The organism is Limnohabitans sp. Rim8 (assembly GCF_945901735.1).
Classification (GTDB): Bacteria; Pseudomonadota; Gammaproteobacteria; order Burkholderiales; family Burkholderiaceae_C; genus Limnohabitans_A.
The window spans coordinates 1-20,905 of the sequence record NZ_CAMDLM010000027.1; the positions used below are offsets into that span (position 1 = coordinate 1).

A 20,905-nucleotide genomic window follows, 5' to 3' on the forward strand; every position below is an offset into this window, starting at 1 on the left:
GATGATGCCAAACTATCCGAACGTGCTGACGCTCTTAAGCGTATCAAAGAAGAAATCAAATTCTATGAATTCAAGGCAACTGACTTTAAGGGATTGCTTAAGTCACGTGTGACACAGAAACAAGTTGACGAGTTCTTAGCCAAAAAAGCCACTGACGCAAAGAAAGCCGCCGCACCTAAGAAACCTGTGAAATAAGTTTTATCGAGTGTTTTATGAAAAAAGCTACTCGACTTTTTCTAAAGCAACGTCCTAATGCTGAGTATGTAATGGTGGAAGAAGTTAAGCTTGATGGAGCCTTACCCAACCACTGTTATCAAAACGCTGAAAAGCTTGCTAAAACAAATGAAGCAGACTTAATGATTGTTTCTGGTTGGATGGTAGGCGACTACTTCGGTGAACGTGGCACACCTATCATTCCACATTATTGGGTTTGTAATGAAAAGACGAATCGGTATTACGACTCAACACCTAAACCAGACAACAACACGCAAAACTTTGACTATGTTGAAGACTTTGATATCTTCAAATATGGAAGTAAAGATGCTTACTTACCACTTTCATTAAAGTTGCTTAGCAATGGAAAATGGCAAGCTAGAAACGAACTTGGCACAGGTTATATTGATTTAGATAAAGTTGACGTTGAACAACTTTACAAACTAAGATTTAATTCAAAAGATTAATCGCTTTACGTTTCATAGCGTCATTGACGTCTATATAGCATTGAGTTGTGGATAAGTTAGCGTGACGAGCAATGCTCTGTAGCACCCTAACGCTAACTCCTTTGTCAGCCAAATTGGTAATTCCTGTGCGTCTTGGACTGTGACTACTACCACCTGAAATGGCACAGTTACGGAATAAGTGGTGAAAGTGCTGGCATAAGGTATTGCTATTCCAACCCTCTTGTGGACGCTTTTGTGAATAGAAAAGCTTGTCCGTTATTTCTTTGTACGGCACAGCTCGAACGTAAGCCTGTAGTTCTTTGCGTAGCTTATCGCTGACAAAAACAGTACCGCCCTTACGCCCTTTTGTCTGTTCTGCTGTCAAGTAAATCTCAGTTTTAACCTTTCCCTCTGCGTCAAGTACGTCTGCGTAGCGTAGTGCCGCACATTCTTTTACACGTAGCATTGCGTACAGCATTGTCAAAAACATTGCCCTATTGCGTTCAGCGTGGGGACGTGTAGCAACGTAGTCCAGTACTCTTCGGATTTCTTGTTCTGTTAGCACTTTAGCCTGTTTAGACATTAGCGTTCTCCTTAATGTAAGCTTTTCAGTGCGTAAAGTGTATTTTCTTTGTTTCTCAATTCCTACCGTTTTTTTACCTAAGTGCGTCAATGTATTTTCTCCAATGATTTCAAAGACTTAAAGGTTCTTTGACTTAAAAACAAAGCTTTTAGTAATTAGCTTTGGTTTTGTATTTATTGGAATTTTTGGGTGATTGCGACTTTTTTAAGCAGACTTGCGTATAAGCCCTGTACGCTGTCGCAAGCTGTACCAGCTACCCAAGCTTAGCTCAGCTTCTTTTGTGCGTTTGTAGCTTGTTTAATTCAGTCTACATAGCTACTTTCTTTGTCTTGCTACTCTTAACTTCGCTTGTATTACACTGTCAGTCCTGCTTAGATGTAGACATTCTGAGTGTTTGACATTAAGCTGTAATGTTTGGGCAAAGCTTCGCCAATTAAAGCTAACAAGCTTTATTGGAAGTAGCAAGAGCCAAACGTGGGCAGTAATGCTATTAAGCTAAAGTCCAAAGCACGTTGTCCGTGTCTTTAGTACCTATCTCTTTTGTGATGTACTCAAACCATCCGCTGTCCGTAACATCAACCTTATGCTCAGCGTCTATGTGCTCAACATTAAGCTTGGCGTTCGTAACAAGCCTATCAAACTGATTAAACTTTACGTGACTTGGCAAACCGCCAATGGCAAAGTGAAGATGTAAATTCTTATTGCTACGCTCACCTTCAACCACTGGCAAATACTTAAGCGAGAGTCCAAACTTGTCAGCACCACGTTTACCAAAAACTTCTCTGTTAAGTTTCTGCGTAAAGCGTTTGGCAATACGTTCACAGTCAATACGTGTCAGCTTACGCTTGTATGTACCTCTGTCTGTAGTCTCAACAATAGTTTGCTTCAAAGTCAACGTCAAAGCTAACGGGAAATCCTTACTCATTCCGCTTAACCACGTGCGTGTCGCCGCCTTCTGCGTAGGCAAGGCAAGTGGGTTATAGGCTGTACGAATGCGAATATCTTGTAGTTTCATACCTTTATTTATGCGAAACCAAAGGAAAGAAAATATTTTCCCTTCGGTTGTCCTTAATAAAGTCTGAAGTTACATTAAAAGTTCACTTAACAAAAGGAGCTTTTATGTCTTTTATCGCCAAACTTAAGCTTGTAGCAAGCAAGCGTGAACGTAACCTTAGCCCAATTATGTTGCGTAGGCAGAAACTTGCTACGAAAATTGAAGAACAACTTGAACTTGCTCGTTGCCAAAAGAACGGTACTTTATACGCTCCTAAGCGTCTTAAGACTGTGACTAATGAAGCTGGAGAACGTGTTGTAGTTGAAACTACCAAACGTGTTAAAGAATGGTTTTGGACAACACCTACAAACAAAATCAACCTTAGTGTGCGTTACGGTAGCAAGACTTTGGAACTTGCTAAAGGTAAGAATGCTATTGAACTTGGCACACAAGACGAACTAATTGAAACCTTAGCCTTACTTCAGCAAGTTGTAATCGGAGGCGAATTGGACGAAGCAATCAACAACGCAAGCGATAAGCTACGAGCTGGCTTTGCCAAATGATTGATTAAGGACTGGCACACAAGTGTCAGTCCTTGTCTTCTATTCTCGCTAAATATAAGAATAGGAGACAGTTATGAGGATTAGTGAGATAACAGACGCACAAGGACAGTTGGAGCTACTACGCACAGTAATTGACAATACTTGGACAGCAATAGCACAGCAAGCAGAACAAGAGAAACGTGCGGAAGCTGAGCGTAAGGCACAGGTTAAGCTTAAACCACGTGGTAAGAAATCAAGTAAGGGTACAAGCATACGTATACCCACCCCTCCACCACCCCCTATCAAAAAGCCACAAGCCCCCTTAGCTAAACAGCCACCCTCTCCACTTAACAAGCCCAACCCTAACGCCTTAAACGCTGTAAAGCCTCTACCCCCTACCAACCCTCAGCTTAAACAACAGCCTACAAACACAGCAATCAACCCTAAGCTTGCTTCTACTCCACACCCTAATCCTATAGCCACTACCCCAATAAAACCGTCTAATGGCTTAAAAATGGGGTATTTTGGCAAGAATATAGGTGCTACAGAAAAAGAAGATGATGGGGATGACAGGCATAGCAAAAATGGTATTGCCACCCTTAAAAAAACAGCTTAACTCAACCTTCTTCGTTACCAGTCTTGTTGATACTGTTGAACAAGTTTGCTTGTGGGTAGCGTGGCAAATCTTTCTTCTTTTGTTCTCTTACGTTCTTAATGTATGCCATTGGCGTTTGATGCTTATGGATTTGAAAGAGTGAAATCAACTCTTTATGGGACAAGCCACTTTGCTTAGAAAGCTGTTCCCATCCAATACTACTGTCACAATTTTCCGCTATCCAAACGCATAACGCCTCTACCCTTTCAGTGTTAGAGGCTGTTAAGATTGTGCTGATTTTGGTAACACGACTCATTGTGTTGTGGTTTTCAACAATTAGAACCGCACTATTTTGGGGCATTGGCACTGATTCGTAATCAGTAAAAACCCTTGTTTCGCTTAAGAAATTCCATAAGTTACCCTTAAAAAATAGTTACGCAATTTCTTTGGGGTACTGAGAACCTAACCACTGGTGATTTAATCTAACCTAAAATTGGTTCTGTAGCTCTTAAAAAAATGGGCTACGAAAAATTGTAGTCAAGTACTTACACTTTTGGGGTGGTGATTTTTTACCTATACCCCCACCCTACCCTTACTTAGGAATCAGCATTCCATCCTTAACGTAGTAGCCAGCAAGTGCGTTACTCACCATCTTCTCTTCCGTTGTATGGTAATACGTCTTCTCAATCTGTGTAATGCTTGTGCCACACATCTCCGCAACAATAGCTGGCGGAAGATTACTGTTGACACGTTGCGTAATGAAGTAGTGACGCAGACTATACGGAACTAATCCACGCTTATCTTTGTTTGGAATCTTTGCTAAAACAATCAAATTATCAAAGTGAACTCCAATAGCTCTTGCCGTAACAGCAGTCTCGCCATTAGTGCTAAACATTAGTTCGTCTTGTACCAAAGCCATTAAGTCAGGCTCTAATATCTTGCCTGTGTGCCTTTGTCTTGTAAGTTCAATTAAGCCTTTCAAGTACACAGAATCCTTAACAACAAACTGACGTGTCTTCCTAACTTTGCTTGTCTCACCACGTACAGTAATCTTAAGCAAGTCAAATGGGTTTTTCCTTGCTACCTCGTGCTCCATATCCTCAACGTCACTCCACTTAAGCTGTAGCTGTTCGCCACGTCTTAAGCCTGTTATTAAACTGAACCCCAAGTAATAACCGCACACAGCTTTGACTAAGTTATTTGGCTCAGTCAAATCCTTTTCAGCTTCCTTAATGTACTTACTTAACTCAACAGTCCAACGTGCCACTTCGTCATCCGTGAAAGTATTACGTCTGTTTTCTTCAGCACCTTTGTCCACAGCTTTAAGCTTCTTAAAGTCAAAGCCGTCAATGTAAGTTTCTTTCTTTTTGTAAAGCCAAGCCATCATTGCGTTGACTGAACTTTGCTCATTTTCTACAGTTGTTTGACTTATTTTTATCGTTTCTTTTTTCTTAGTCTTAGTACGGCTGGCATAGTAATTTTCACAATCAGTACGTTCAAGCTCCTTAAGCTTTACGTCTTTACCAATAAACTTTAACCAATGGTTAAGATGTGTTGCGATTGTGTTGTATCTACCGCTGACGATATATCCGTTAGTAACATCTTTTTTACGATGTTCTAAATACATCTCAACACCCATACGTGTTGTGATTGAAAAGTACGTTTTTCCTTGTAGCTGTCCCGCCATAAGCTCGTGATAGTGGAGCTTGGCTTTATCTATAGCTGTGCTTCTGTTGCGTGTCTTTAAGCTAAATCGTGCGTACTTGTGTTCCTTAGCAAGCCACATACGCATTTGCCAATATTCGCCACGTTTGTAGACTAACGCTTCCTCAAATATGGGAACTTCGTCGTCATTAAATTCAGCTTTTTTGAGTGCCATTGGACTTTAGAGTAACTACGTTTTTGAGTAGTAGCAACGCTGTGCTACTTAACGTGTAACTGTAAAGTCTTTTCTCAATAAAATCAACAGACTTTTTGAGTTTGTGAAACAAGTGTGTAAGTTGAAAACCTATATAAATCAACAACTTAGCTAACAAAAGTCACTCCCACTCAATCGTCGCCGGTGGTTTTGAACTCACGTCGTAAGTCACCCGGTTGATGCCGCGCACCTCGTTGATGATGCGGCCCGACACTTTCTTGAGCAGCGAATAGGGCAGCTCGGCCCAGTCGGCGGTCATGAAGTCGCTGGTTTGCACCGCGCGCAGGGCCACCACATAGTCATACGTGCGGCCGTCGCCCATCACGCCCACGCTTTTCACGGGCAGGAACACGGCAAAGGCTTGGCTGGTCAGGTCGTACCAGGTCTTGCCGGTTTCATCGGTGAAGTTGCGCAGCTCTTCGATGAAGATAGCATCGGCCCGGCGCAGCAGGTCAGCGTATTCCTTTTTGACTTCGCCCAAGATGCGCACGCCAAGGCCTGGGCCTGGGAAGGGGTGGCGGTAGACCATTTCGCGCGGCAAGCCCAGGGCCACGCCGAGTTCGCGCACTTCGTCTTTGAACAGCTCGCGCAGTGGCTCCAGCAGTTTCAGGCCCAACTGCTCGGGTAAGCCGCCCACGTTGTGGTGGCTCTTGATGGTGACGGCTTTTTTGCTCTTGGCGCCGCCGCTTTCAATCACGTCGGGGTAGATGGTGCCTTGGGCCAGGAAGCTTGCACCTTTGTGGCCACCGTCGCCCGCCTTGAGCTTGGCCGCTTGTTGCTTGAACACATCGACGAACAGGCCGCCGATGATCTTGCGCTTGGCTTCTGGTTCGCTCACGCCCGCCAGCTTGCCCAGGAACAAATCGCTGGCATCGACACGGATGACTTTCGCGTGCAGCTTGCCAACGAACATCTCCATGACCATGTCGCCCTCGTTCAGGCGCAGCAGGCCGTGGTCCACAAACACACAGGTCAACTTGTCGCCGATGGCACGGTGGATCAAGGCTGCAGCCACCGATGAATCGACGCCACCCGACAAGCCAAGAATGACTTCTTCGTTACCCACTTGCTCGCGGATTTTGGCCACGGCTTCTTCGATGTAGTCGCCCATGATCCAGTCGGGGCGGGCCTGGCAAATGTCGAGCACAAAGCGGTTCAGCAGCGCCTGGCCCTGCACGGTGTGCGTGACTTCGGGGTGGAACTGCACCGCGTAAAAGCGGCGGGCCTCGTCGGCCATGCCCGCTATCGGGCAAGCCGAGGTCGAGGCCATGAGCTGGAAGCCGGCAGGCATGGCCGTGACCTTGTCGCCGTGGCTCATCCAGACCTTGAGCATGCCGTGGCCCTCGGGCGTGGCGAAGTCTTCAATGCCCTTCAGCAGTTCGGTGTGGCCGTGGGCGCGGACTTCGGCGTAGCCAAACTCGCGTGTGGTGCCCGCTTCTACCTTGCCGCCGAGTTGCTGAGCCATGGTCTGCATGCCGTAGCAAATGCCCAAGACCGGCACGCCCAGCTCAAACACCGCATCGGGCGCTTTGTCGTCCACCTCGTAAACGCTGGCGTGGCTGCCCGACAGAATCACACCCTTCAGGTTGCCGTCTTTGGCGTATTCACGCACCCAGTCGCTGCTCACATCACAAGGATGCACTTCGCAAAAAACATGCGCTTCGCGCACACGGCGGGCGATGAGCTGGGTGACTTGCGAGCCGAAGTCGAGGATCAGGATCTTGGAGTGCTGCATGGCAAGCGTCGTTCTTTGAAAAGTGAAAAGGCGTCTGGGGTGCAGACGCCTTGATGGTCAATTACAGATTTTATTCGGACCGGTAATTCGGCGCTTCTTTGGTGATCTGCACGTCGTGCACATGGCTTTCGCGGATGCCCGCAGCGGTGATCTCCACAAACTGCGAGTCGTTGTGCATGGCCTCAATGGTGGCGCAGCCGCAGTAACCCATGCTGGCGCGCAGGCCGCCGGCCATTTGGTAAATGATGGACACGACCGAGCCTTTGTAGGGCACGCGGCCTTCGATGCCTTCGGGCACCAGTTTGTCAGCGTTGGGGTTGCCGGTGCTGGACTCTTGAAAGTAGCGGTCAGCGCTGCCTTGCTGCATGGCGCCAATCGAGCCCATGCCGCGGTAGCTCTTGTAGCTGCGGCCTTGGAACAACACAATTTCGCCGGGCGCTTCTTCGGTGCCCGCGAACATGCCGCCCATCATCACCGTGCCTGCACCTGCGGCAATGGCCTTGGCGATGTCGCCGCTGTAACGGATTCCGCCGTCAGCGATCAGGGGAACGCCTGTGCCTTTTAGGGCTGTGGCCACGCTGTCCACCGCCATGATTTGCGGCACGCCAACACCCGCCACGATGCGGGTGGTGCAAATTGATCCGGGGCCAATGCCCACCTTGACTGCATCGGCACCGGCTTCGACCAAGGCCAAAGCGGCAGCGCCGGTGGCAATGTTCCCGCCAATCACTTCGATGTGCGGGTAGTTTTGTTTGACCCAGCGCACGCGATCGATCACACCTTTGCTGTGGCCGTGGGCAGTGTCGACCACGATCGCGTCCACACCGGCACGGGCCAACGCTTCCACGCGCTCCTCGGTGCCCTCGCCCACGCCCACGGCCGCGCCCACGCGCAACTTGCCAGCGCCGTCGCGTGCGGCATTGGGAAAGTTCAGCTGTTTGGTGATGTCTTTGACAGTGATCAGGCCCTTGAGTTCAAAGTCGTCGTTGATGACCAGCAGGCGCTCCAATTTGTGTTTGTTGAGCAGGTGCTTGGCTTGCTCGGGTGTGGTGCCTTCGGGCACGGTGATCAGGCGCTCACGCGGCGTCATGATCTCACTGACTTTTTGGTCGTAGCGGGTTTCAAAGCGCAGATCACGGCCCGTGACGATACCGACCACTTGGCGGCCGTCGCAAACCGGAAAGCCCGACACGCCCAGCTCGTCAGACAGGGCCATGACCTGGCGAACGGTGGTGTCAGGGGTGATGACCACCGGGTCGCGCAACACGCCCGATTCATAGCGCTTGACCTTGGCCACTTGCGCGGCTTGCTCTTGCGCGGTGAGGTTTTTGTGCACGATGCCGATGCCGCCTTCTTGGGCGATGGCAATGGCCAGGCGCGATTCGGTCACGGTGTCCATGGCAGCGGACACCAGGGGAAGGTTTAGGCGGATGTTGCGGGTGAATTGCGTCGCGAGAGAGGTGTCCTTGGGCAGGACTTGCGAGTAAGCAGGGACGAGGAGAACGTCGTCAAAAGTCAGGGCTTTACCGAGTAAGCGCATAAGCGAGGGCTCCAAAAAATGGATTGTACCCGTGCAGATCAAGGGATTTCATGCGCTCGATTGCGTGCTGATGACAGGGTCAACGGCGTGAAATGGTTCGAATCAGTTCCGCAACCAACGCCAGTCTCTTAGGAATTCGGTCAATCAACACAAATTCCTCATCGGATGAGTGGTAATTGCCTCCGGGCAGACCCAAAGATTCAATGACCGGCTTGCCGGACAGAGATGCCCATGCCGCATCGGTACCGCCGTATGTCCGAGGCAACAAACTCAAGCGCCCACCCAGATCAGCATAGATCGTCCGTGCCAACTCAGCCAGTTGTCGACCCTCGGCGGATGCGTTGTAAGCGGGAAAACCAAGCCCAGACTGAATGTTGACATGGGCTGTTGTGAATTTTTTGGCATTCAACAGATCACGTACACGTAACGCCAGCCTCTCATAAGCCTGTGCGTCAGGCACCCGCATGTCCGCAGAAGCAAAAACAGTGGGCGGGCTGTCCGAACTTTGAAAAGGCCCTTCTTTGAAGTCCACTTGAACTTTTGCACCGGCAAGCCAAGTTTTTTCAGCCGCACTGGCAATGGTTTTTAGAATCTCTGCCCGATCAGCCTGAGAGCCAATAGACAACTCCAAAACCAAATTTGACTCATTCGGAATGATGTTGGTCACAATGCCACCCTGCCAAGAACGCCAATGCCATGCCAAACCAGGCATTTGGGAAATCTTTGCCCCCACACGTTGAATGAGGTCAGCTGCTTCAGTCAATGCATTGATACCCAAATGTGGATTGACGCCCGCATGAGAAGCTTTACCCTGAACACGAAAAGTCGCCGTCATATGGGGCGAGGGCATGCGGTCAAGGCGCCGCGCATCTTCGGCTTTGGTAAGTGTCCAATTCATCCGCGTCTCTGGAACCTGCGCGGACACCTCGCGGGTGCGAAGCATCATGTCGGCCAGTTCTTCGATGGGGCGAGAGTCCTGACTCACACCCAATCCAGAGGATGCCATCCGTACCGAGAGCCCGGCCACGCCAGAAGTGCCCAAAACAATCATTTCTTCCACACCAGTGGGCTCGCCACTGAGCACGACATCATGCTCTTGCGCGCGTCGACGGATCAGATCGCGCGAGCCCAATGATCCACGCTCCTCGTCGCTGGTAAACAGCAACGTGATTTGTCCGAAATCCTTGAAATCACGCTGTTTGAGAAGTTTCATCGCATGCAGAAAAACGGCAATTCCCCCCTTGTCGTCCGCTATGCCTGGGGCAATGGCACGTGAACCTTCAATACGGAACGGCTTGGCCGAAGCCGTGCCGGGTGGATAAACTGTGTCCATGTGCGCGATCAACAGGAAATTTCGCTTGCCTTGACCTTTGAAAACCAAGGCCACGTTAGGCCCGACCACGTTGGCGAAAGGTGTGATTCGTTCTGTTTGAGCCCCTAATTGCTGTCCGAATTGCTCAATCCATTCCACCACTTTGAGCATGCCTTGTGCTTGTCCTGTCCCAGAGTCGTGGCTCGTCAGCTCTTTCAGACTGGCCAGGACGTGTGGCGATTCAAGTTCTGCCAGTCTCTGGAGCTCCGTGTCTTTGGGCACCTGATTTTGGCTCCAAACAGGAAAGCTCAAACCTATAAACAGGCAGCACGACCAAGGTAAAAGGGAGCGCAAAACAGATGAGAGTGAGGTCATGGGAGTCCCGAAAAAAACGTGACCGTGGTGAACTGTTCTGAGATTTTGTACGAACTTTGAAGACGTGTGAATAGAAAAATTATTCAAGCTTTTTGATAATGCAGCACCTTGAGCGACTTTTCCGGATCGATATCGGCAAATGCCGCGGGGTTGGCCAAACGCTCGACAAACTTCAGGTTGGGCGCAGCCTCGGCCACTTGGGTGTGCACAAACTGCGTGTCCAGCTCAGGCGCGTTCAGGCACAGCAGCACATGGCCTTGCGGCTCCAGCAAATCCGGCAAGCGGCGGATCAGTTTGATGTAGTCCTTGGTGGCGATGAAGCTGCCTTTTTGGTAACTGGGCGGATCGATCACGATCACGCCATAAGGACCCATCTTGCTGATCTTGCCCCAAGTCTTGAAAATGTCATGGCCAAGAAAGCGCGCTTTAGCAGGCAAGTCGTTCAGGCGGTGGTTTTGCTGCCCCACGGCCAGGGCGGCTTGGCTCATGTCCAGGTTCACGACTTGCGCGGCCCCGCCTTGCAAGGCCACCACCGAGAACGCGCAGGTGTAGGCAAACAGGTTGAGAATATTTTCGTGCAGAGCATGATTTTTCAGCCACTCGCGCCCGACAGCCATGTCGAGAAACAAGCCGTGGTTTTGACCGCGCATCAGATGCACGATGTAACGAGCGCCCTGCTCGGTCACCACATGCCGCTCGGGCACGCTGCCCGCCATCAGGCGCGTTTCGGCTTCACCCGAAACCCGGTTCTGGAACACCCAATTGAGCGGCATGCCCGGAGCCAAGGCTTTCCAGCGGGCTTCGAGAGCAATTTGGAATTGGGCCAGTTCTGCATCGTTCACCGGTTTGAAGCTGGTCAAGACCCAGACGGGTGCGAACCAGTCCAGCGACCATTGTTCACAGCCGGGGTACAGGCCGCCTCGTCCATGAAAAACACGCTGGACGTCTTCGCTCAGAGTGATCTGAGAGATCACGTTCAAAAGGGCTAGCATGGCGACTTTCAGTACCCAGCTGCTGAGCCGCTTTTGCGCTTGGCAAAAAGGCCCGTGCGGCCTTTGCCTTGGCGCTTGAAGCGCTGGCGGCGGGCGACTTTGGGGTCGACTTTGAGCGAGCGGTAAAGCTCGATGCGGTCACCCGCTTGAACGCCATGCGTCCACGCCACCTTGTGGCCCCAAATGCCAGGCTGTTGAAATTTGAGTGATGACAAGGACGCATCTGCGTCAGCGCCCTGACTTTGCAGCCACTGGGCCAGTCCCTGATCCAGCACCGCTTGAACGGTACTGCCCTCAGCCACTTGCAGACTTTGCTCTTGGACATGCCGAGGCCCCAGGCTCCAGCACAGCGTGACTTCAAACATTGGCTCAGCCATACACCGCTTCGGCGCGTTTGACAAAGGCATCGACCAAGCTGGCGGCGATCTTGTCAAACACCGGCCCCACCAAGGCGGCCAATGTTTTGCTGGAAAAGCCGTACTGCAAATCCAACTCGACCTTGCATGCGCGTTGCGAGCCATCGCCAACAGGGGTGAAGCGCCACATGCCGCTGAGCTTGGAAAACGGACCTTGAACCAAAGTCATGCCGACCGAGCGGCCTTCCTCGTGGTCATTGCGGGTGGTGAAGGTTTGCTGGATGCCGCCCAGGCTGATGCCCACTTCGGCCACCATGCCATGGGCGTCTTTTTCGAGCACGCGGGCTTTGTCGCACCAGGGCAAAAACTCAGGGTAATGGTCCACGTCGGTGACCAAGCGAAACATTTCCTCTGGCGAGTACCAGATGAGAACGGACTTGTGGATATTCTTCATACAATGGGCGATTGTAGTTTTCCATCATGGCACATTGCTTTTCAGCCGCTTGAATTTCCTTGATAACGGCCAGACCGTCTCTATCTGTCCCCCATGGCCACCACCCCAAAAAAAACCGCCGTACCCACCTTTGCCAAGATAGCCGAGAACAAAAAAGCGTCGTTTGACTATTTTATTGAAGAGCGCTACGAAGCAGGCATGGTGCTGGAAGGCTGGGAGGTCAAGGCCATTCGCGAAGGCAAGGTGCAGCTCACCGATGGTTATGTGGTCATTCGCAACGGCGAATTGTTCATCATCGGCTGCCTCATCAACCCGCTCAAAACGGCTTCGACCCACATCAATCCTGAAGCGGCGCGCACGCGCAAACTGCTGCTGAACAAAGAGGAGATCAAGCGGTTGATCGGCAAGATTGAACAAAAGGGCTACACCCTGGTGCCGATCAACCTGCACTGGAAATCAGGCAAGGTCAAATGCGACATTGCGCTGGCCAAGGGCAAGGCCGAGCACGACAAACGCGACACCATCAAGGACCGCGAAGGCAAGCGCGAAGTCGATCGGGCCATGAAGAGTCGTCATCGCGACCGCTGAGTCACTGATTCCAGAGGGCAGTTTGTAGGTCGGTGGCTTTAGCCCCGACACGGGGGCCGCTTACAACAGTCGGGGCTAAAGCCACCGACCTATAAGATCAGGCCAGATCGCGCAGCGGGTGATGGTCTGAAGGCCAGGGGCTCGCAAAGAACCGTGCAGCTTCCGATAAATCCACGTCTTCCACCCGTGCAGGCTTCCAGTTCGGCGTGTGGTCTTTGTCCACAGCCAAGGCGCGAATGCCTTCTACGGATTCGCTGTCGGCCACAGAGCGCAGGTGAAAGCAGTGGTGCACCATGTCGCGTTCCATGCGCAGATCATCAGCCAGGCTCAGTTGACGGGCGCGACGTATTTGTTCCAGCACCACATGCAGCATCAAGGGTGAACGGTGGCGCAAAACATGTGCGGTTTTCTGACTCCACTCATCGGTAGCCGCTTCCAGCTTGAGCAACATGTCAGACAAGGTGGGGAGACCAAAAACCTCATCGATTTGGGATTGTGGTGTCAGCTTTTCGGGCGTCATCGCACCCGCCTGGGCCAGAACCCATCGCTCCACCGATTCGGCGTTCTCAAAGGGGCTGCTGATCAAGGTCTGCCAGATGGGCTCCAGCATCCCGCTGGCCAGCGAGATGTCGGCCAGTTTGGCCGCGACCGCTTGGGGGCCGTTGAGCATCTGACCTGTTAAGCCAAGGTATTCGCCCAGACGACCTGGGCAGCGGCTCAGAAAATAGCCCCCACCCACATCCGGAAACAATCCAATGTGGGTTTCTGGCATGGCCATCTTGGTGCGCTCGGTCACCACACGCACGCTCGCGCCTTGGCTGATGCCCATGCCGCCACCCATGACGATGCCGTCCATGAAGGCGATGTAAGGTTTGGGGTAAGTGTGGATCAGGTGGTTCAGGCGGTACTCTTCGGTGAAAAAATCCCCCAATGACGCGTCGTCCGCTGTGGCCGCTTGGTGAAAAAAACGGATATCACCCCCAGCACAGAAGGCGCCAAATGGCCCTTCTTTGCCCGTGCCACGCACCACCACCGCCAGCACTTGGGGGTTGACTTGCCAATCGAGCAAGGCGCGAGACAAAGCACGCACCATGCCCAGCGACAGGGCGTTTAGAGCCTTGGGGCGGTTGAGGGTGATGCAGCCGATGCGGCCTTCGATCTGTGCGATGACTTCAGTCATTGTTGCCTCTCCAGCCTAACCATTGGTTCATGAGCAAAGCCCCCAGGACCAGGGAACCGCCTAACAATACGCTCATTTGCGGGGCTTCGTTGGCACCCCACCAAGCCAAGGCGATGCCAAACACGATTTCCAGCAGACACAACAATGACGCCTCAGGGGCTTTGAGCACCCGCACGCAAATCACCGACAACACACAGGGAATGGCCAATTGGAACAAACCCAAAATAGCGAGCAAGCCCACGTCGTGGGCCGATGCCTGAAAAGGCATGGCCAAGGGCAAGGTGAGCAACGTAGAGAAAACAGCCCCCAACATAACCGAGGGCACCAAGTCCAGACTGTGGCCATCGCTTTGGCTTTTTTGCGCCAAGGTCCACTGAACAGCGCCCGCAATGGGCACACACAAGGCCACCAGGGAGCCCACCAGAAAATTTGGGTCGCCCAAGCTCAACTGGGTGCCATACATCCAACCAATCCCGACCCCGGCCACCACAATGGCGACCCAAGTGCGCAAAGGCAATTGGTGCCGCAAAAACACGCGGGTGAACAAGGCGGTGAACAAGGGCCCCACGGCCATGGTGATCAACACATTGGCCACCGCGGTCAGCGTCAGCGCCACCATGAAGGCGGTGAACATGACGCTCCAGCAGACGCCAGACAGCCAGAAGTACCGGTTGCGCCACGGCATGCGAGACCACACCCCCCTGCCCTGCCACAAAGGCAGAATGACCAAGAGAGACACGACGGTGAAAAAGCTGCGCCAGAAGGTGACTTCAAAGCTGCGGGCTTCCTCCAAGTGTCGCGTTACCACCCCAGCAATAGACCACAGGGCGGTGCAGCCCACCATGGTCCAAACCGCCAAACCGTGTGTCATGCGCATGGCCTGGGTCCGATCACTTGTTGCGCTTGCGGTCGCTTTCTTTCAAGAAACGCTTGCGCAGACGCACGCTCTTGGGCGTGATTTCGACCAATTCGTCGTCCTCGATGAACTCGACACCGTATTCCAGGGTCAGGTCAATCGGGGGCGTGATCTTGATCGCGTCTTCTTTGCCGGACACGCGGAAGTTGGTCAGCTGCTTGGTGCGGGTGGCGTTGACCACCAGATCGTTGTCGCGGCTGTGGATGCCCACGATCATGCCTTCGTACACCGGATCGTTTGCCTTGACGAACATGCGGCCACGGTCGTCCAGCTTGCCCAGGGCGTAGGTGAAAATTTCACCGTCGTCCATGGAAATCAGCACACCGTTCTTGCGTCCACCAATGTCGCCCTTGTGGGCTTCGTAACTGTCAAAGATGTTGGAGATCAGGCCAGAACCACGTGTCAGGTTCAGAAATTCGTTGGTGAAACCGATCAGACCACGCGCTGGAATGCGGTATTCCAAACGGACACGGCCGCGGCCATCGGGGTCCATGTTCACCAGCTCGCCTTTGCGCTCACCCAAGGCTTGCATCACGCCACCTTGGTGGGTTTCTTCGATGTCGGCGGTGACCAGTTCGATGGGCTCATGGCGTTCGCCATTGACATCGCGGAATAAAACGCGGGGCTTGGACACGGCCAATTCGTAGCCTTCACGGCGCATGTTTTCCAGCAAGATGGTCAGGTGCAATTCACCGCGTCCCATGACTTCAAAGATGCCTTCTTCGTCGGTTTCTCTAACGCGCAGGGCCACGTTGTGTTGCAGCTCCTTTTGCAGGCGATCCCAGATCTGGCGGCTGGTCACGTACTTGCCTTCACGGCCGGCCAATGGCGAGGTGTTCACGCAGAAGTTCATGGTCAACGTGGGCTCGTCCACTTTCAGCATGGGCAAGGGTGCGGGATTGATCGGGTCGGTCACTGTGACGCCGATGTTCAGGTCGGCAATGCCATTGATCAGCACGATGTCGCCAGGACCGGCTGCGGTCACTTGCACGCGGTCCAGGCCATTGAAGGTCAGCACCTGGTTGACACGGCCTTTGATGGTCGAGCCGCCTTCGCCCTCCATGACCACCACGTCCATGTTGGGCTTGATGGTGCCTTGGCTGATGCGACCCACACCGATACGGCCCACGAAGGACGAAAAGTCGAGCGCGGAAATTTGCAATTGCAGAGGGGCTGCCGGATCGCCCTTATTGGGTTTGACGTGGTTGAGGACGGTGTTGAACAAGGCCGACATGTCTGGTCCCCACTGCTCACCGGGTGCGCCCTCCACCATCGATGTCCAACCGTTGATGCCGGAGGCATAGACCACCGGAAAGTCAAGCTGTTCGTCGTTGGCACCGAGCTTGTCGAACAAGTCAAAGGCGGCGTTCACCACTTTGTCAGGGTTGGCGCCGGGCTTGTCGACTTTGTTCACCACGACAATGGGTTTCAGGCCCAAAGCCAAAGCTTTCTTGGTCACAAAACGGGTTTGTGGCATGGGGCCCTCTTGCGCGTCAATCAACAGCACCACGCCGTCGACCATGGACAAGGCGCGTTCGACTTCGCCGCCGAAGTCCGCGTGTCCGGGGGTGTCCACGATGTTGATGTGCGTGCCTTCCCAACTCACGGCGCAGTTTTTGGCCAAAATCGTGATGCCGCGCTCACGTTCGATGGCGTTGTTGTCCATCACGGTGTCGACGATTTTTTCGTGGTCAGCGAAGGTGCCAGACTGACGCAGCAGTTGGTCCACCATGGTGGTTTTACCGTGGTCAACGTGGGCGATGATGGCGATATTGCGAATTTGCTTGGTCATGCTTTCTCTTCCTTTAAACCTGCTCGGCCAGCAACGGCTCAAATGCAGGTGAACTTTCTAAAATCTGTTGAATTTCCATCGGGCTCAACAATCGACCCGGAACCAATTCGCCGCCACTTACCATTGCTGTTCCCAGCAAGGCACGAGGATGTTCTCCATACACCGCGACTTGATCACAATCAACCCAAGGGCCGTGTCTGCGCACCCCACTCAAAAAACGGCCTGTGCTGTCGCTGTCCAGGCTCACCTCGGTGTAACCCGGCAACAAAACAGCCACGGGCAGCAAAGCGCCCAGGCGCTTGGCTTCATCCATCGCTTCCAGATCTTGCAGCGTCACGCACTGTGACGCGTCAAAAGGTCCCGTGATCACCCGGCGCAATGCGCTCAAGTGCCCACCACAACCCAGCGCCTCGGCGATGTCTTCGCCCAGCGTCCGGATGTAGGTGCCTTTGCTGCAACGCACACGCAACCGCAAAAAAGGCGCATCGCCTTGCAGCTGCATGTCCAGCAGATCCAGGTCATAAATCACCACATTGCGCGCTTCGCGTTCAACGGTTTCGCCCTGTCGGGCATATTCGTACAAGGCCTTGCCGTCCTTTTTCAAGGCACTGTGCATGGGGGGCACTTGGCTGATCGGGCCGATGAACCGGTCCAAAACTTCGACCACCATACCAGCCGTACATGACACTTCTCGCACCGCGATCACATCGCCTTCGGCATCCGCCGTGCTCGTCTTCAGCCCCAAGCGCACGGTGGTCTCGTAGGTCTTGTCCGCGTCCAAATGCTGTTGACTGAACTTGGTCGCGGCGCCAAAGCACAAGGGCAAGACACCTGTCGCCAAGGGGTCCAGGGTGCCGGTATGTCCCGCTTTTTCAGCCCGCAACAACCATTTGGCTTTTTGTAAAGCCTGGTTGCTGGAAAGACCCAGCGGTTTGTCGAGCAGCAACACCCCGTGCACAGGGCGCCGCTGCACCCTGGTGCGTGGCGCGTTCATGCTCAGTCCTCTTGGGCGCGTGATGACACGGCCTTGGCGATCAAGGCATTCATGTCGGAGGCACGTTCGGTGGTGCGGTCAAACAAAAAGTGCAATGTCGGCACGGTATGGATGTGCAGCCGCTTGAACAAGCCGTTGCGCAAAAAACCTGCTGCAGCATTCAATCCTTCGCTGGCTTCTTCGGGGTTACCGGTCAAAACACTGAAAAAGACTTTGGCATGCGCGTAATCGGGCGTGACCTCAATCGCATTGATCGTGACCATGCCCACACGCGGATCTTTCAGCTCGCGTGCAATCAACTCGGCCAGATCCCGCTGGATCTGGTCAGCCACGCGGAAACCGCGATTGGGAACGGACGATGGCTTTCTGCGCACCATTTACAGCGTTCTCGCAATTTCCTTGACGTCGAAGAATTCAAGGTAATCGCCTTCTTTGATGTCGTTGTAGTTCTTGAGCTTGATACCGCACTCGAAGCCTTCTTTGACTTCGCGCACGTCGTCCTTGAGGCGCTTGAGCGAATCGAGTTCACCCGTGTAGATGACCACGTTGTCGCGCAGCAAACGGAACTTGGCACTGCGGGTGACTTGGCCCGAAGTGACCATACAACCTGCAACCGTACCGATCTTGGAAGCCACGAACACGGTCCTAATTTCGGCCATGCCCATGATCTCTTCGCGCTGCTCGGGTGCCAACATGCCCGACATCGCGGCTTTGAGCTCATCCACAGCGTCATAAATGATGTTGTAGTAATGCAGGTCAACGCCGTTGCCTTCGGCCAACTTGCGCGCGCCAGCATCGGCACGCACGTTGAAACCGATCACGATGGCCTTGGAGGCGATCGCCAGGTTGATGTCCGACTCGCTGATACCGCCCACGCCGGCGTAAACCAGCTGGACTTTGACTTCTTCGTTGGACAATTTGAGCAAGGACGCGCCCAAGGCTTCTTGCGAGCCCTGCACGTCGGCCTTGATGATGATGGGCAGCATTTTGATTTCGCCAGCCGACATGTCGGTGAACATGTTTTCGAGCTTGGCGGCTTGCATTTTGGCCAGCTTGGTATTGCGGAATTTACCAGCGCGGTAAGTGGCAATTTCACGGGCACGTCGCTCGTCGCCCATGACCATGAACTCGTCACCGGCTTGCGGGACTTCGGTCAAGCCTTGAATCTCGACCGGAATCGATGGACCTGCGGACTTGATGGCTACACCATTTTCGTCAAGCATGGCGCGCACGCGGCCAAAGGTCTGACCCGCCAACACCACGTCGCCCGTATTCAAAGTGCCAGATTGCACCAAGATGGTCGCCACAGGACCTCGTCCCTTGTCCAGGCGAGCTTCGATCACCAAGCCCTTGGCAGCGGCTTTCACAGGGGCCTTGAGCTCCAAAATTTCAGCTTGAAGCAGGACTTGTTCCAACAGAGCGTCGATGCCCATGCCGGTCTTGGCCGAGACGGAGACGAACGGCGATTCGCCACCGAACTCTTCGGGAACGACTTCCTCTGAAATCAGTTCTGCACGCACACGTTCGATGTTCGAGTCGGGCTTGTCCATCTTGTTGATGGCCACCACGATGGGCACACCTGCTGCCTTGGCATGCTTGATCGCCTCTTTGGTCTGGGGCATCACACCGTCGTCACCCGCCACCACCAAAATGACGATGTCGGTGGCTTGCGCACCACGGGCTCGCATGGCCGTGAAGGCCTCGTGACCGGGCGTGTCCAGAAAAGAGATCATGCCGCGAGGCGTTTCGACGTGGTAAGCGCCAATGTGCTGAGTGATGCCGCCGGCTTCACCCGAAGCCACCTTGGCGCGGCGGATGAAGTCAAGCAACGACGTTTTGCCGTGGTCAACGTGGCCCATCACCGTCACCACAGGGGCGCGCGACAACAATTCGGATTGCTGATCCAACACTTCATCGTCGGTAAAGGCTTCTGGATCGTCCAGCGCAGCGACGACAGCTTTGTGTCCCATTTCTTCCACCACAATCATGGCGGTGTCTTGGTCCAACGGCTGGTTCATGGTGGCCATCTGGCCCAGTTTCATCAAGTGCTTAATGACCTCAGAGGCCTTGATGGCCATCTTGTGGGCCAACTCTGACACGGTGATGGTCTCCGGGACGTGCACTTCCAGCACGCGCACCTCGGCTGTTGCCTGTTGGCTGTGACCGTCATCACGGTCGCGTTCGTTGCCACGCCGGCCTCGTGGGCCGGTACGCCAGTTATTGCGGCCCACACCGCCACTGGTGTCGCCACGCGTGGGAATGGCTTTCTTCTTGGCCGGATCGCCCGCCCAGCTGGAAGACAGCTTCGCCGACTTGACTTCCTTGTTGGCGACAGGAACTGCAGGCGCCGCAGTTTGCGCAGCCGCTGCGCGCGCACCAGGCGCAGGAGTTCCTGCTGGCTTGTGCAAAGTCCCCTTGACCGCCGCTTTAGGCTCGACCTTGGGCTCTTCTTTTTTGGCGACCAGCACTTTCTTGGGGGCATTCATCATGGTCCGAATGGCTTCGGCTTCGGCCAGGGCCTTGCGTCGGCGTGAATCCAGATCCATTGCACGCGCAGTGTCTTCATCGGCCTTGGCCTTGGACTCTGCAGCGGCTTTTTGTGCCATAGCTTCACGCGCTGCCTTCGCGGCGTCGGCTTTGGCGGTCGCCAGTTGAGCGGCTTGTTCGGCTGCAGCAGCCTTGACATCGGCAGCAGATTGGACGGGCTCAGATGCTGCGGGCGCAGCAGGCTTGGCCTGAGAAGCCGCATTGATGCTGGCCGCTTCGGCCCGCGCCAATTGCTCGCGCGCTTCGCGACTCAGAAGTGGCTTGACCGCAGCAGGCTCTTCAGCAGGGGCCACGGCAGCAGATTGAGACTGGGCCAGAGCTTGTTCTTCCTGAGCCGCCAACTCGGCGCGCTGCGCAGCTTCCTGTGCCTCGCGCTGACGGCGCTTTTCCGCCAACTCCTCTTCCTGTTGAAGGATCAGCTCGGCCTGACGCCGCGCTTGTTCTTCAAGGCGGGCCAAATCGGCATGGTCCAGTTGGGGCTCCACGATCTCTTCTGCGGAGGCCACAGGCTCGTCATCGCGTTTGATCAGAGTGCGTTTTTTACGCACTTCGACTTGGATGGTACGGGCCTTGCCCGAGGCATCGGCTTGCTTGATCTCACTGGTGGATTTTTTAACCAGCGTGATCTTCTTGCGGTCGACGGACACGGTTCCGTGGCTCGCTTGCAGGTAGCTGAGCAATTTTTGCTTGTCGGCATCGGTCAAAGCATCGCCTTCAGAGGCTTTGGTCACCCCGGCAGATCGCAATTGATCGAGCAAGACATCGGCAGATTTTTTGAGTTCATTGGCGAACTCGGCAACAGTGGTACTGGACATAATTTTGTTCAAGCCTCC

General features: G+C 53.5%; 21 protein-coding genes. 5 read left to right on the forward strand and 16 right to left on the reverse strand.

Going from position 1 to position 20,905, the window contains the following annotated elements; all coding sequences use genetic code 11:
* A partial coding sequence (locus Q0O99_RS13030) for a hypothetical protein (RefSeq protein WP_293752217.1) occupies positions 1–195 on the forward strand: 195 nt, incomplete at its 5' end.
* 17 nt (positions 196–212) lie between these two features.
* Positions 213–680, forward strand: coding sequence for a hypothetical protein (locus tag Q0O99_RS13035; RefSeq protein WP_293752219.1), 468 nt, complete (start codon positions 213–215; stop codon positions 678–680).
* Here the strand turns inward: Q0O99_RS13035 and Q0O99_RS13040 are convergent.
* Entirely contained in the window at positions 664–1,332 is a 669-nt protein-coding gene (locus Q0O99_RS13040) for a tyrosine-type recombinase/integrase (RefSeq protein ID WP_367185249.1), read from the reverse strand. The genes Q0O99_RS13035 and Q0O99_RS13040 overlap by 17 nt on opposite strands.
* A gap of 400 nt (positions 1,333–1,732) precedes the next feature.
* The gene (locus Q0O99_RS13045; RefSeq protein ID WP_293752221.1) at positions 1,733–2,257 is read right to left on the reverse strand and encodes a hypothetical protein; all 525 of its coding nucleotides are present in this window, start codon (positions 2,255–2,257) and stop codon (positions 1,733–1,735) included.
* A 104-nt stretch (positions 2,258–2,361) separates the two neighbouring features.
* Here Q0O99_RS13045 and Q0O99_RS13050 point away from each other — a divergent pair, with 104 nt between their 5' ends.
* Positions 2,362–2,799, forward strand: a complete 438-nt coding sequence (locus Q0O99_RS13050) for a DUF6641 family protein (protein WP_293752223.1) — start codon at positions 2,362–2,364, stop codon at positions 2,797–2,799.
* Between the two features lie 73 nt (positions 2,800–2,872).
* Positions 2,873–3,394: a hypothetical protein gene (locus Q0O99_RS13055; protein WP_293752225.1), complete on the forward strand. Its 522-nt coding sequence runs from the start codon at positions 2,873–2,875 to the stop codon at positions 3,392–3,394.
* A gap of 1 nt (position 3,395) precedes the next feature.
* Here Q0O99_RS13055 and Q0O99_RS13060 read toward each other — a convergent pair whose 3' ends face one another.
* The 8 genes from Q0O99_RS13060 to Q0O99_RS13095 all read right to left on the reverse strand — a co-directional run bounded on the left by Q0O99_RS13060 (position 3,396) and on the right by Q0O99_RS13095 (position 12,055).
* Positions 3,396–3,734 (reverse strand): hypothetical protein, encoded by a 339-nt coding sequence (locus Q0O99_RS13060; RefSeq protein ID WP_293752227.1) that lies wholly within the window; start codon positions 3,732–3,734, stop codon positions 3,396–3,398.
* Between the two features lie 231 nt (positions 3,735–3,965).
* Positions 3,966–5,252 (reverse strand): tyrosine-type recombinase/integrase, encoded by a 1,287-nt coding sequence (locus Q0O99_RS13065; RefSeq protein WP_293752229.1) that lies wholly within the window; start codon positions 5,250–5,252, stop codon positions 3,966–3,968.
* A gap of 160 nt (positions 5,253–5,412) precedes the next feature.
* Positions 5,413–7,026, reverse strand: a complete 1,614-nt coding sequence (gene guaA, locus Q0O99_RS13070) for a glutamine-hydrolyzing GMP synthase (RefSeq protein ID WP_293752231.1) — start codon at positions 7,024–7,026, stop codon at positions 5,413–5,415.
* A 70-nt stretch (positions 7,027–7,096) separates the two neighbouring features.
* Positions 7,097–8,566 (reverse strand): IMP dehydrogenase, encoded by a 1,470-nt coding sequence (guaB, locus tag Q0O99_RS13075; protein ID WP_293752233.1) that lies wholly within the window; start codon positions 8,564–8,566, stop codon positions 7,097–7,099.
* Between the two features lie 79 nt (positions 8,567–8,645).
* Positions 8,646–10,253 carry a M20/M25/M40 family metallo-hydrolase gene (locus Q0O99_RS13080; RefSeq protein ID WP_293752235.1) on the reverse strand — a complete coding sequence of 536 codons (1,608 nt, stop codon included), beginning with the start codon at positions 10,251–10,253 and terminating at the stop codon, positions 8,646–8,648.
* Between the two features lie 83 nt (positions 10,254–10,336).
* Positions 10,337–11,245 (reverse strand): class I SAM-dependent methyltransferase, encoded by a 909-nt coding sequence (locus tag Q0O99_RS13085; RefSeq protein WP_293752237.1) that lies wholly within the window; start codon positions 11,243–11,245, stop codon positions 10,337–10,339.
* Positions 11,246–11,253: 8 nt separating this feature from the next.
* Positions 11,254–11,622: an RnfH family protein gene (locus Q0O99_RS13090; RefSeq protein ID WP_293752239.1), complete on the reverse strand. Its 369-nt coding sequence runs from the start codon at positions 11,620–11,622 to the stop codon at positions 11,254–11,256.
* Positions 11,615–12,055 (reverse strand): type II toxin-antitoxin system RatA family toxin, encoded by a 441-nt coding sequence (locus Q0O99_RS13095; protein ID WP_293752241.1) that lies wholly within the window; start codon positions 12,053–12,055, stop codon positions 11,615–11,617. Before Q0O99_RS13095 ends, Q0O99_RS13090 begins: the two co-directional genes overlap by 8 nt.
* A gap of 93 nt (positions 12,056–12,148) precedes the next feature.
* Here Q0O99_RS13095 and smpB point away from each other — a divergent pair, with 93 nt between their 5' ends.
* Positions 12,149–12,643, forward strand: coding sequence for an SsrA-binding protein SmpB (gene smpB / locus Q0O99_RS13100; RefSeq protein WP_293752243.1), 495 nt, complete (start codon positions 12,149–12,151; stop codon positions 12,641–12,643).
* Positions 12,644–12,740: 97 nt separating this feature from the next.
* Here smpB and Q0O99_RS13105 read toward each other — a convergent pair whose 3' ends face one another.
* The 6 genes from Q0O99_RS13105 to infB are packed head-to-tail and all read right to left on the reverse strand — an operon-like array spanning position 12,741 to position 20,887.
* On the reverse strand, positions 12,741–13,823 hold the full coding sequence (locus Q0O99_RS13105) for an enoyl-CoA hydratase/isomerase family protein (RefSeq protein ID WP_293752245.1): 1,083 nt from the start codon (positions 13,821–13,823) through the stop codon (positions 12,741–12,743).
* On the reverse strand, positions 13,816–14,700 hold the full coding sequence (locus Q0O99_RS13110; protein ID WP_293752247.1) for a DMT family transporter: 885 nt from the start codon (positions 14,698–14,700) through the stop codon (positions 13,816–13,818). The genes Q0O99_RS13105 and Q0O99_RS13110 overlap by 8 nt, the downstream gene beginning before the upstream one ends.
* A gap of 13 nt (positions 14,701–14,713) precedes the next feature.
* On the reverse strand, positions 14,714–16,531 hold the full coding sequence (typA, locus tag Q0O99_RS13115) for a translational GTPase TypA (RefSeq protein ID WP_293752249.1): 1,818 nt from the start codon (positions 16,529–16,531) through the stop codon (positions 14,714–14,716).
* A gap of 13 nt (positions 16,532–16,544) precedes the next feature.
* Positions 16,545–17,525, reverse strand: coding sequence for a tRNA pseudouridine(55) synthase TruB (gene truB / locus Q0O99_RS13120; protein ID WP_293752251.1), 981 nt, complete (start codon positions 17,523–17,525; stop codon positions 16,545–16,547).
* Between the two features lie 2 nt (positions 17,526–17,527).
* Complete coding sequence (rbfA, locus tag Q0O99_RS13125; RefSeq protein WP_293752253.1) at positions 17,528–17,902, reverse strand: 30S ribosome-binding factor RbfA; 375 nt, start codon at positions 17,900–17,902, stop codon at positions 17,528–17,530.
* Positions 17,903–20,887, reverse strand: coding sequence for a translation initiation factor IF-2 (infB, locus tag Q0O99_RS13130; RefSeq protein WP_293752255.1), 2,985 nt, complete (start codon positions 20,885–20,887; stop codon positions 17,903–17,905). It lies immediately after the preceding gene.
* Positions 20,888–20,905 lie beyond the last annotated feature (18 nt).

Excerpts from the sequence above, each read along its gene's own strand:
- Q0O99_RS13035 (WP_293752219.1), top strand. The coding sequence starts at position 213 with ATGAAAAAAGCTACTCGACTTTTTCTAAAGCAACGTCCTAATGCTGAG.
- Q0O99_RS13045 (WP_293752221.1), bottom strand. The coding sequence starts at position 2,257 with ATGAAACTACAAGATATTCGCATTCGTACAGCCTATAACCCACTTGCC.
- Q0O99_RS13050 (WP_293752223.1), top strand. The coding sequence starts at position 2,362 with ATGTCTTTTATCGCCAAACTTAAGCTTGTAGCAAGCAAGCGTGAACGT.
- Q0O99_RS13055 (WP_293752225.1), top strand. The coding sequence starts at position 2,873 with ATGAGGATTAGTGAGATAACAGACGCACAAGGACAGTTGGAGCTACTA.
- Q0O99_RS13060 (WP_293752227.1), bottom strand. The coding sequence starts at position 3,734 with ATGCCCCAAAATAGTGCGGTTCTAATTGTTGAAAACCACAACACAATG.
- Q0O99_RS13065 (WP_293752229.1), bottom strand. The coding sequence starts at position 5,252 with ATGGCACTCAAAAAAGCTGAATTTAATGACGACGAAGTTCCCATATTT.
- guaA (WP_293752231.1), bottom strand. The coding sequence starts at position 7,026 with ATGCAGCACTCCAAGATCCTGATCCTCGACTTCGGCTCGCAAGTCACC.
- guaB (WP_293752233.1), bottom strand. The coding sequence starts at position 8,566 with ATGCGCTTACTCGGTAAAGCCCTGACTTTTGACGACGTTCTCCTCGTC.
- Q0O99_RS13080 (WP_293752235.1), bottom strand. The coding sequence starts at position 10,253 with ATGACCTCACTCTCATCTGTTTTGCGCTCCCTTTTACCTTGGTCGTGC.
- Q0O99_RS13085 (WP_293752237.1), bottom strand. The coding sequence starts at position 11,245 with ATGCTAGCCCTTTTGAACGTGATCTCTCAGATCACTCTGAGCGAAGAC.
- Q0O99_RS13090 (WP_293752239.1), bottom strand. The coding sequence starts at position 11,622 with ATGGCTGAGCCAATGTTTGAAGTCACGCTGTGCTGGAGCCTGGGGCCT.
- Q0O99_RS13095 (WP_293752241.1), bottom strand. The coding sequence starts at position 12,055 with ATGAAGAATATCCACAAGTCCGTTCTCATCTGGTACTCGCCAGAGGAA.
- smpB (WP_293752243.1), top strand. The coding sequence starts at position 12,149 with ATGGCCACCACCCCAAAAAAAACCGCCGTACCCACCTTTGCCAAGATA.
- Q0O99_RS13105 (WP_293752245.1), bottom strand. The coding sequence starts at position 13,823 with ATGACTGAAGTCATCGCACAGATCGAAGGCCGCATCGGCTGCATCACC.
- Q0O99_RS13110 (WP_293752247.1), bottom strand. The coding sequence starts at position 14,700 with ATGCGCATGACACACGGTTTGGCGGTTTGGACCATGGTGGGCTGCACC.
- typA (WP_293752249.1), bottom strand. The coding sequence starts at position 16,531 with ATGACCAAGCAAATTCGCAATATCGCCATCATCGCCCACGTTGACCAC.
- truB (WP_293752251.1), bottom strand. The coding sequence starts at position 17,525 with ATGAACGCGCCACGCACCAGGGTGCAGCGGCGCCCTGTGCACGGGGTG.
- rbfA (WP_293752253.1), bottom strand. The coding sequence starts at position 17,902 with ATGGTGCGCAGAAAGCCATCGTCCGTTCCCAATCGCGGTTTCCGCGTG.
- infB (WP_293752255.1), bottom strand. The coding sequence starts at position 20,887 with ATGTCCAGTACCACTGTTGCCGAGTTCGCCAATGAACTCAAAAAATCT.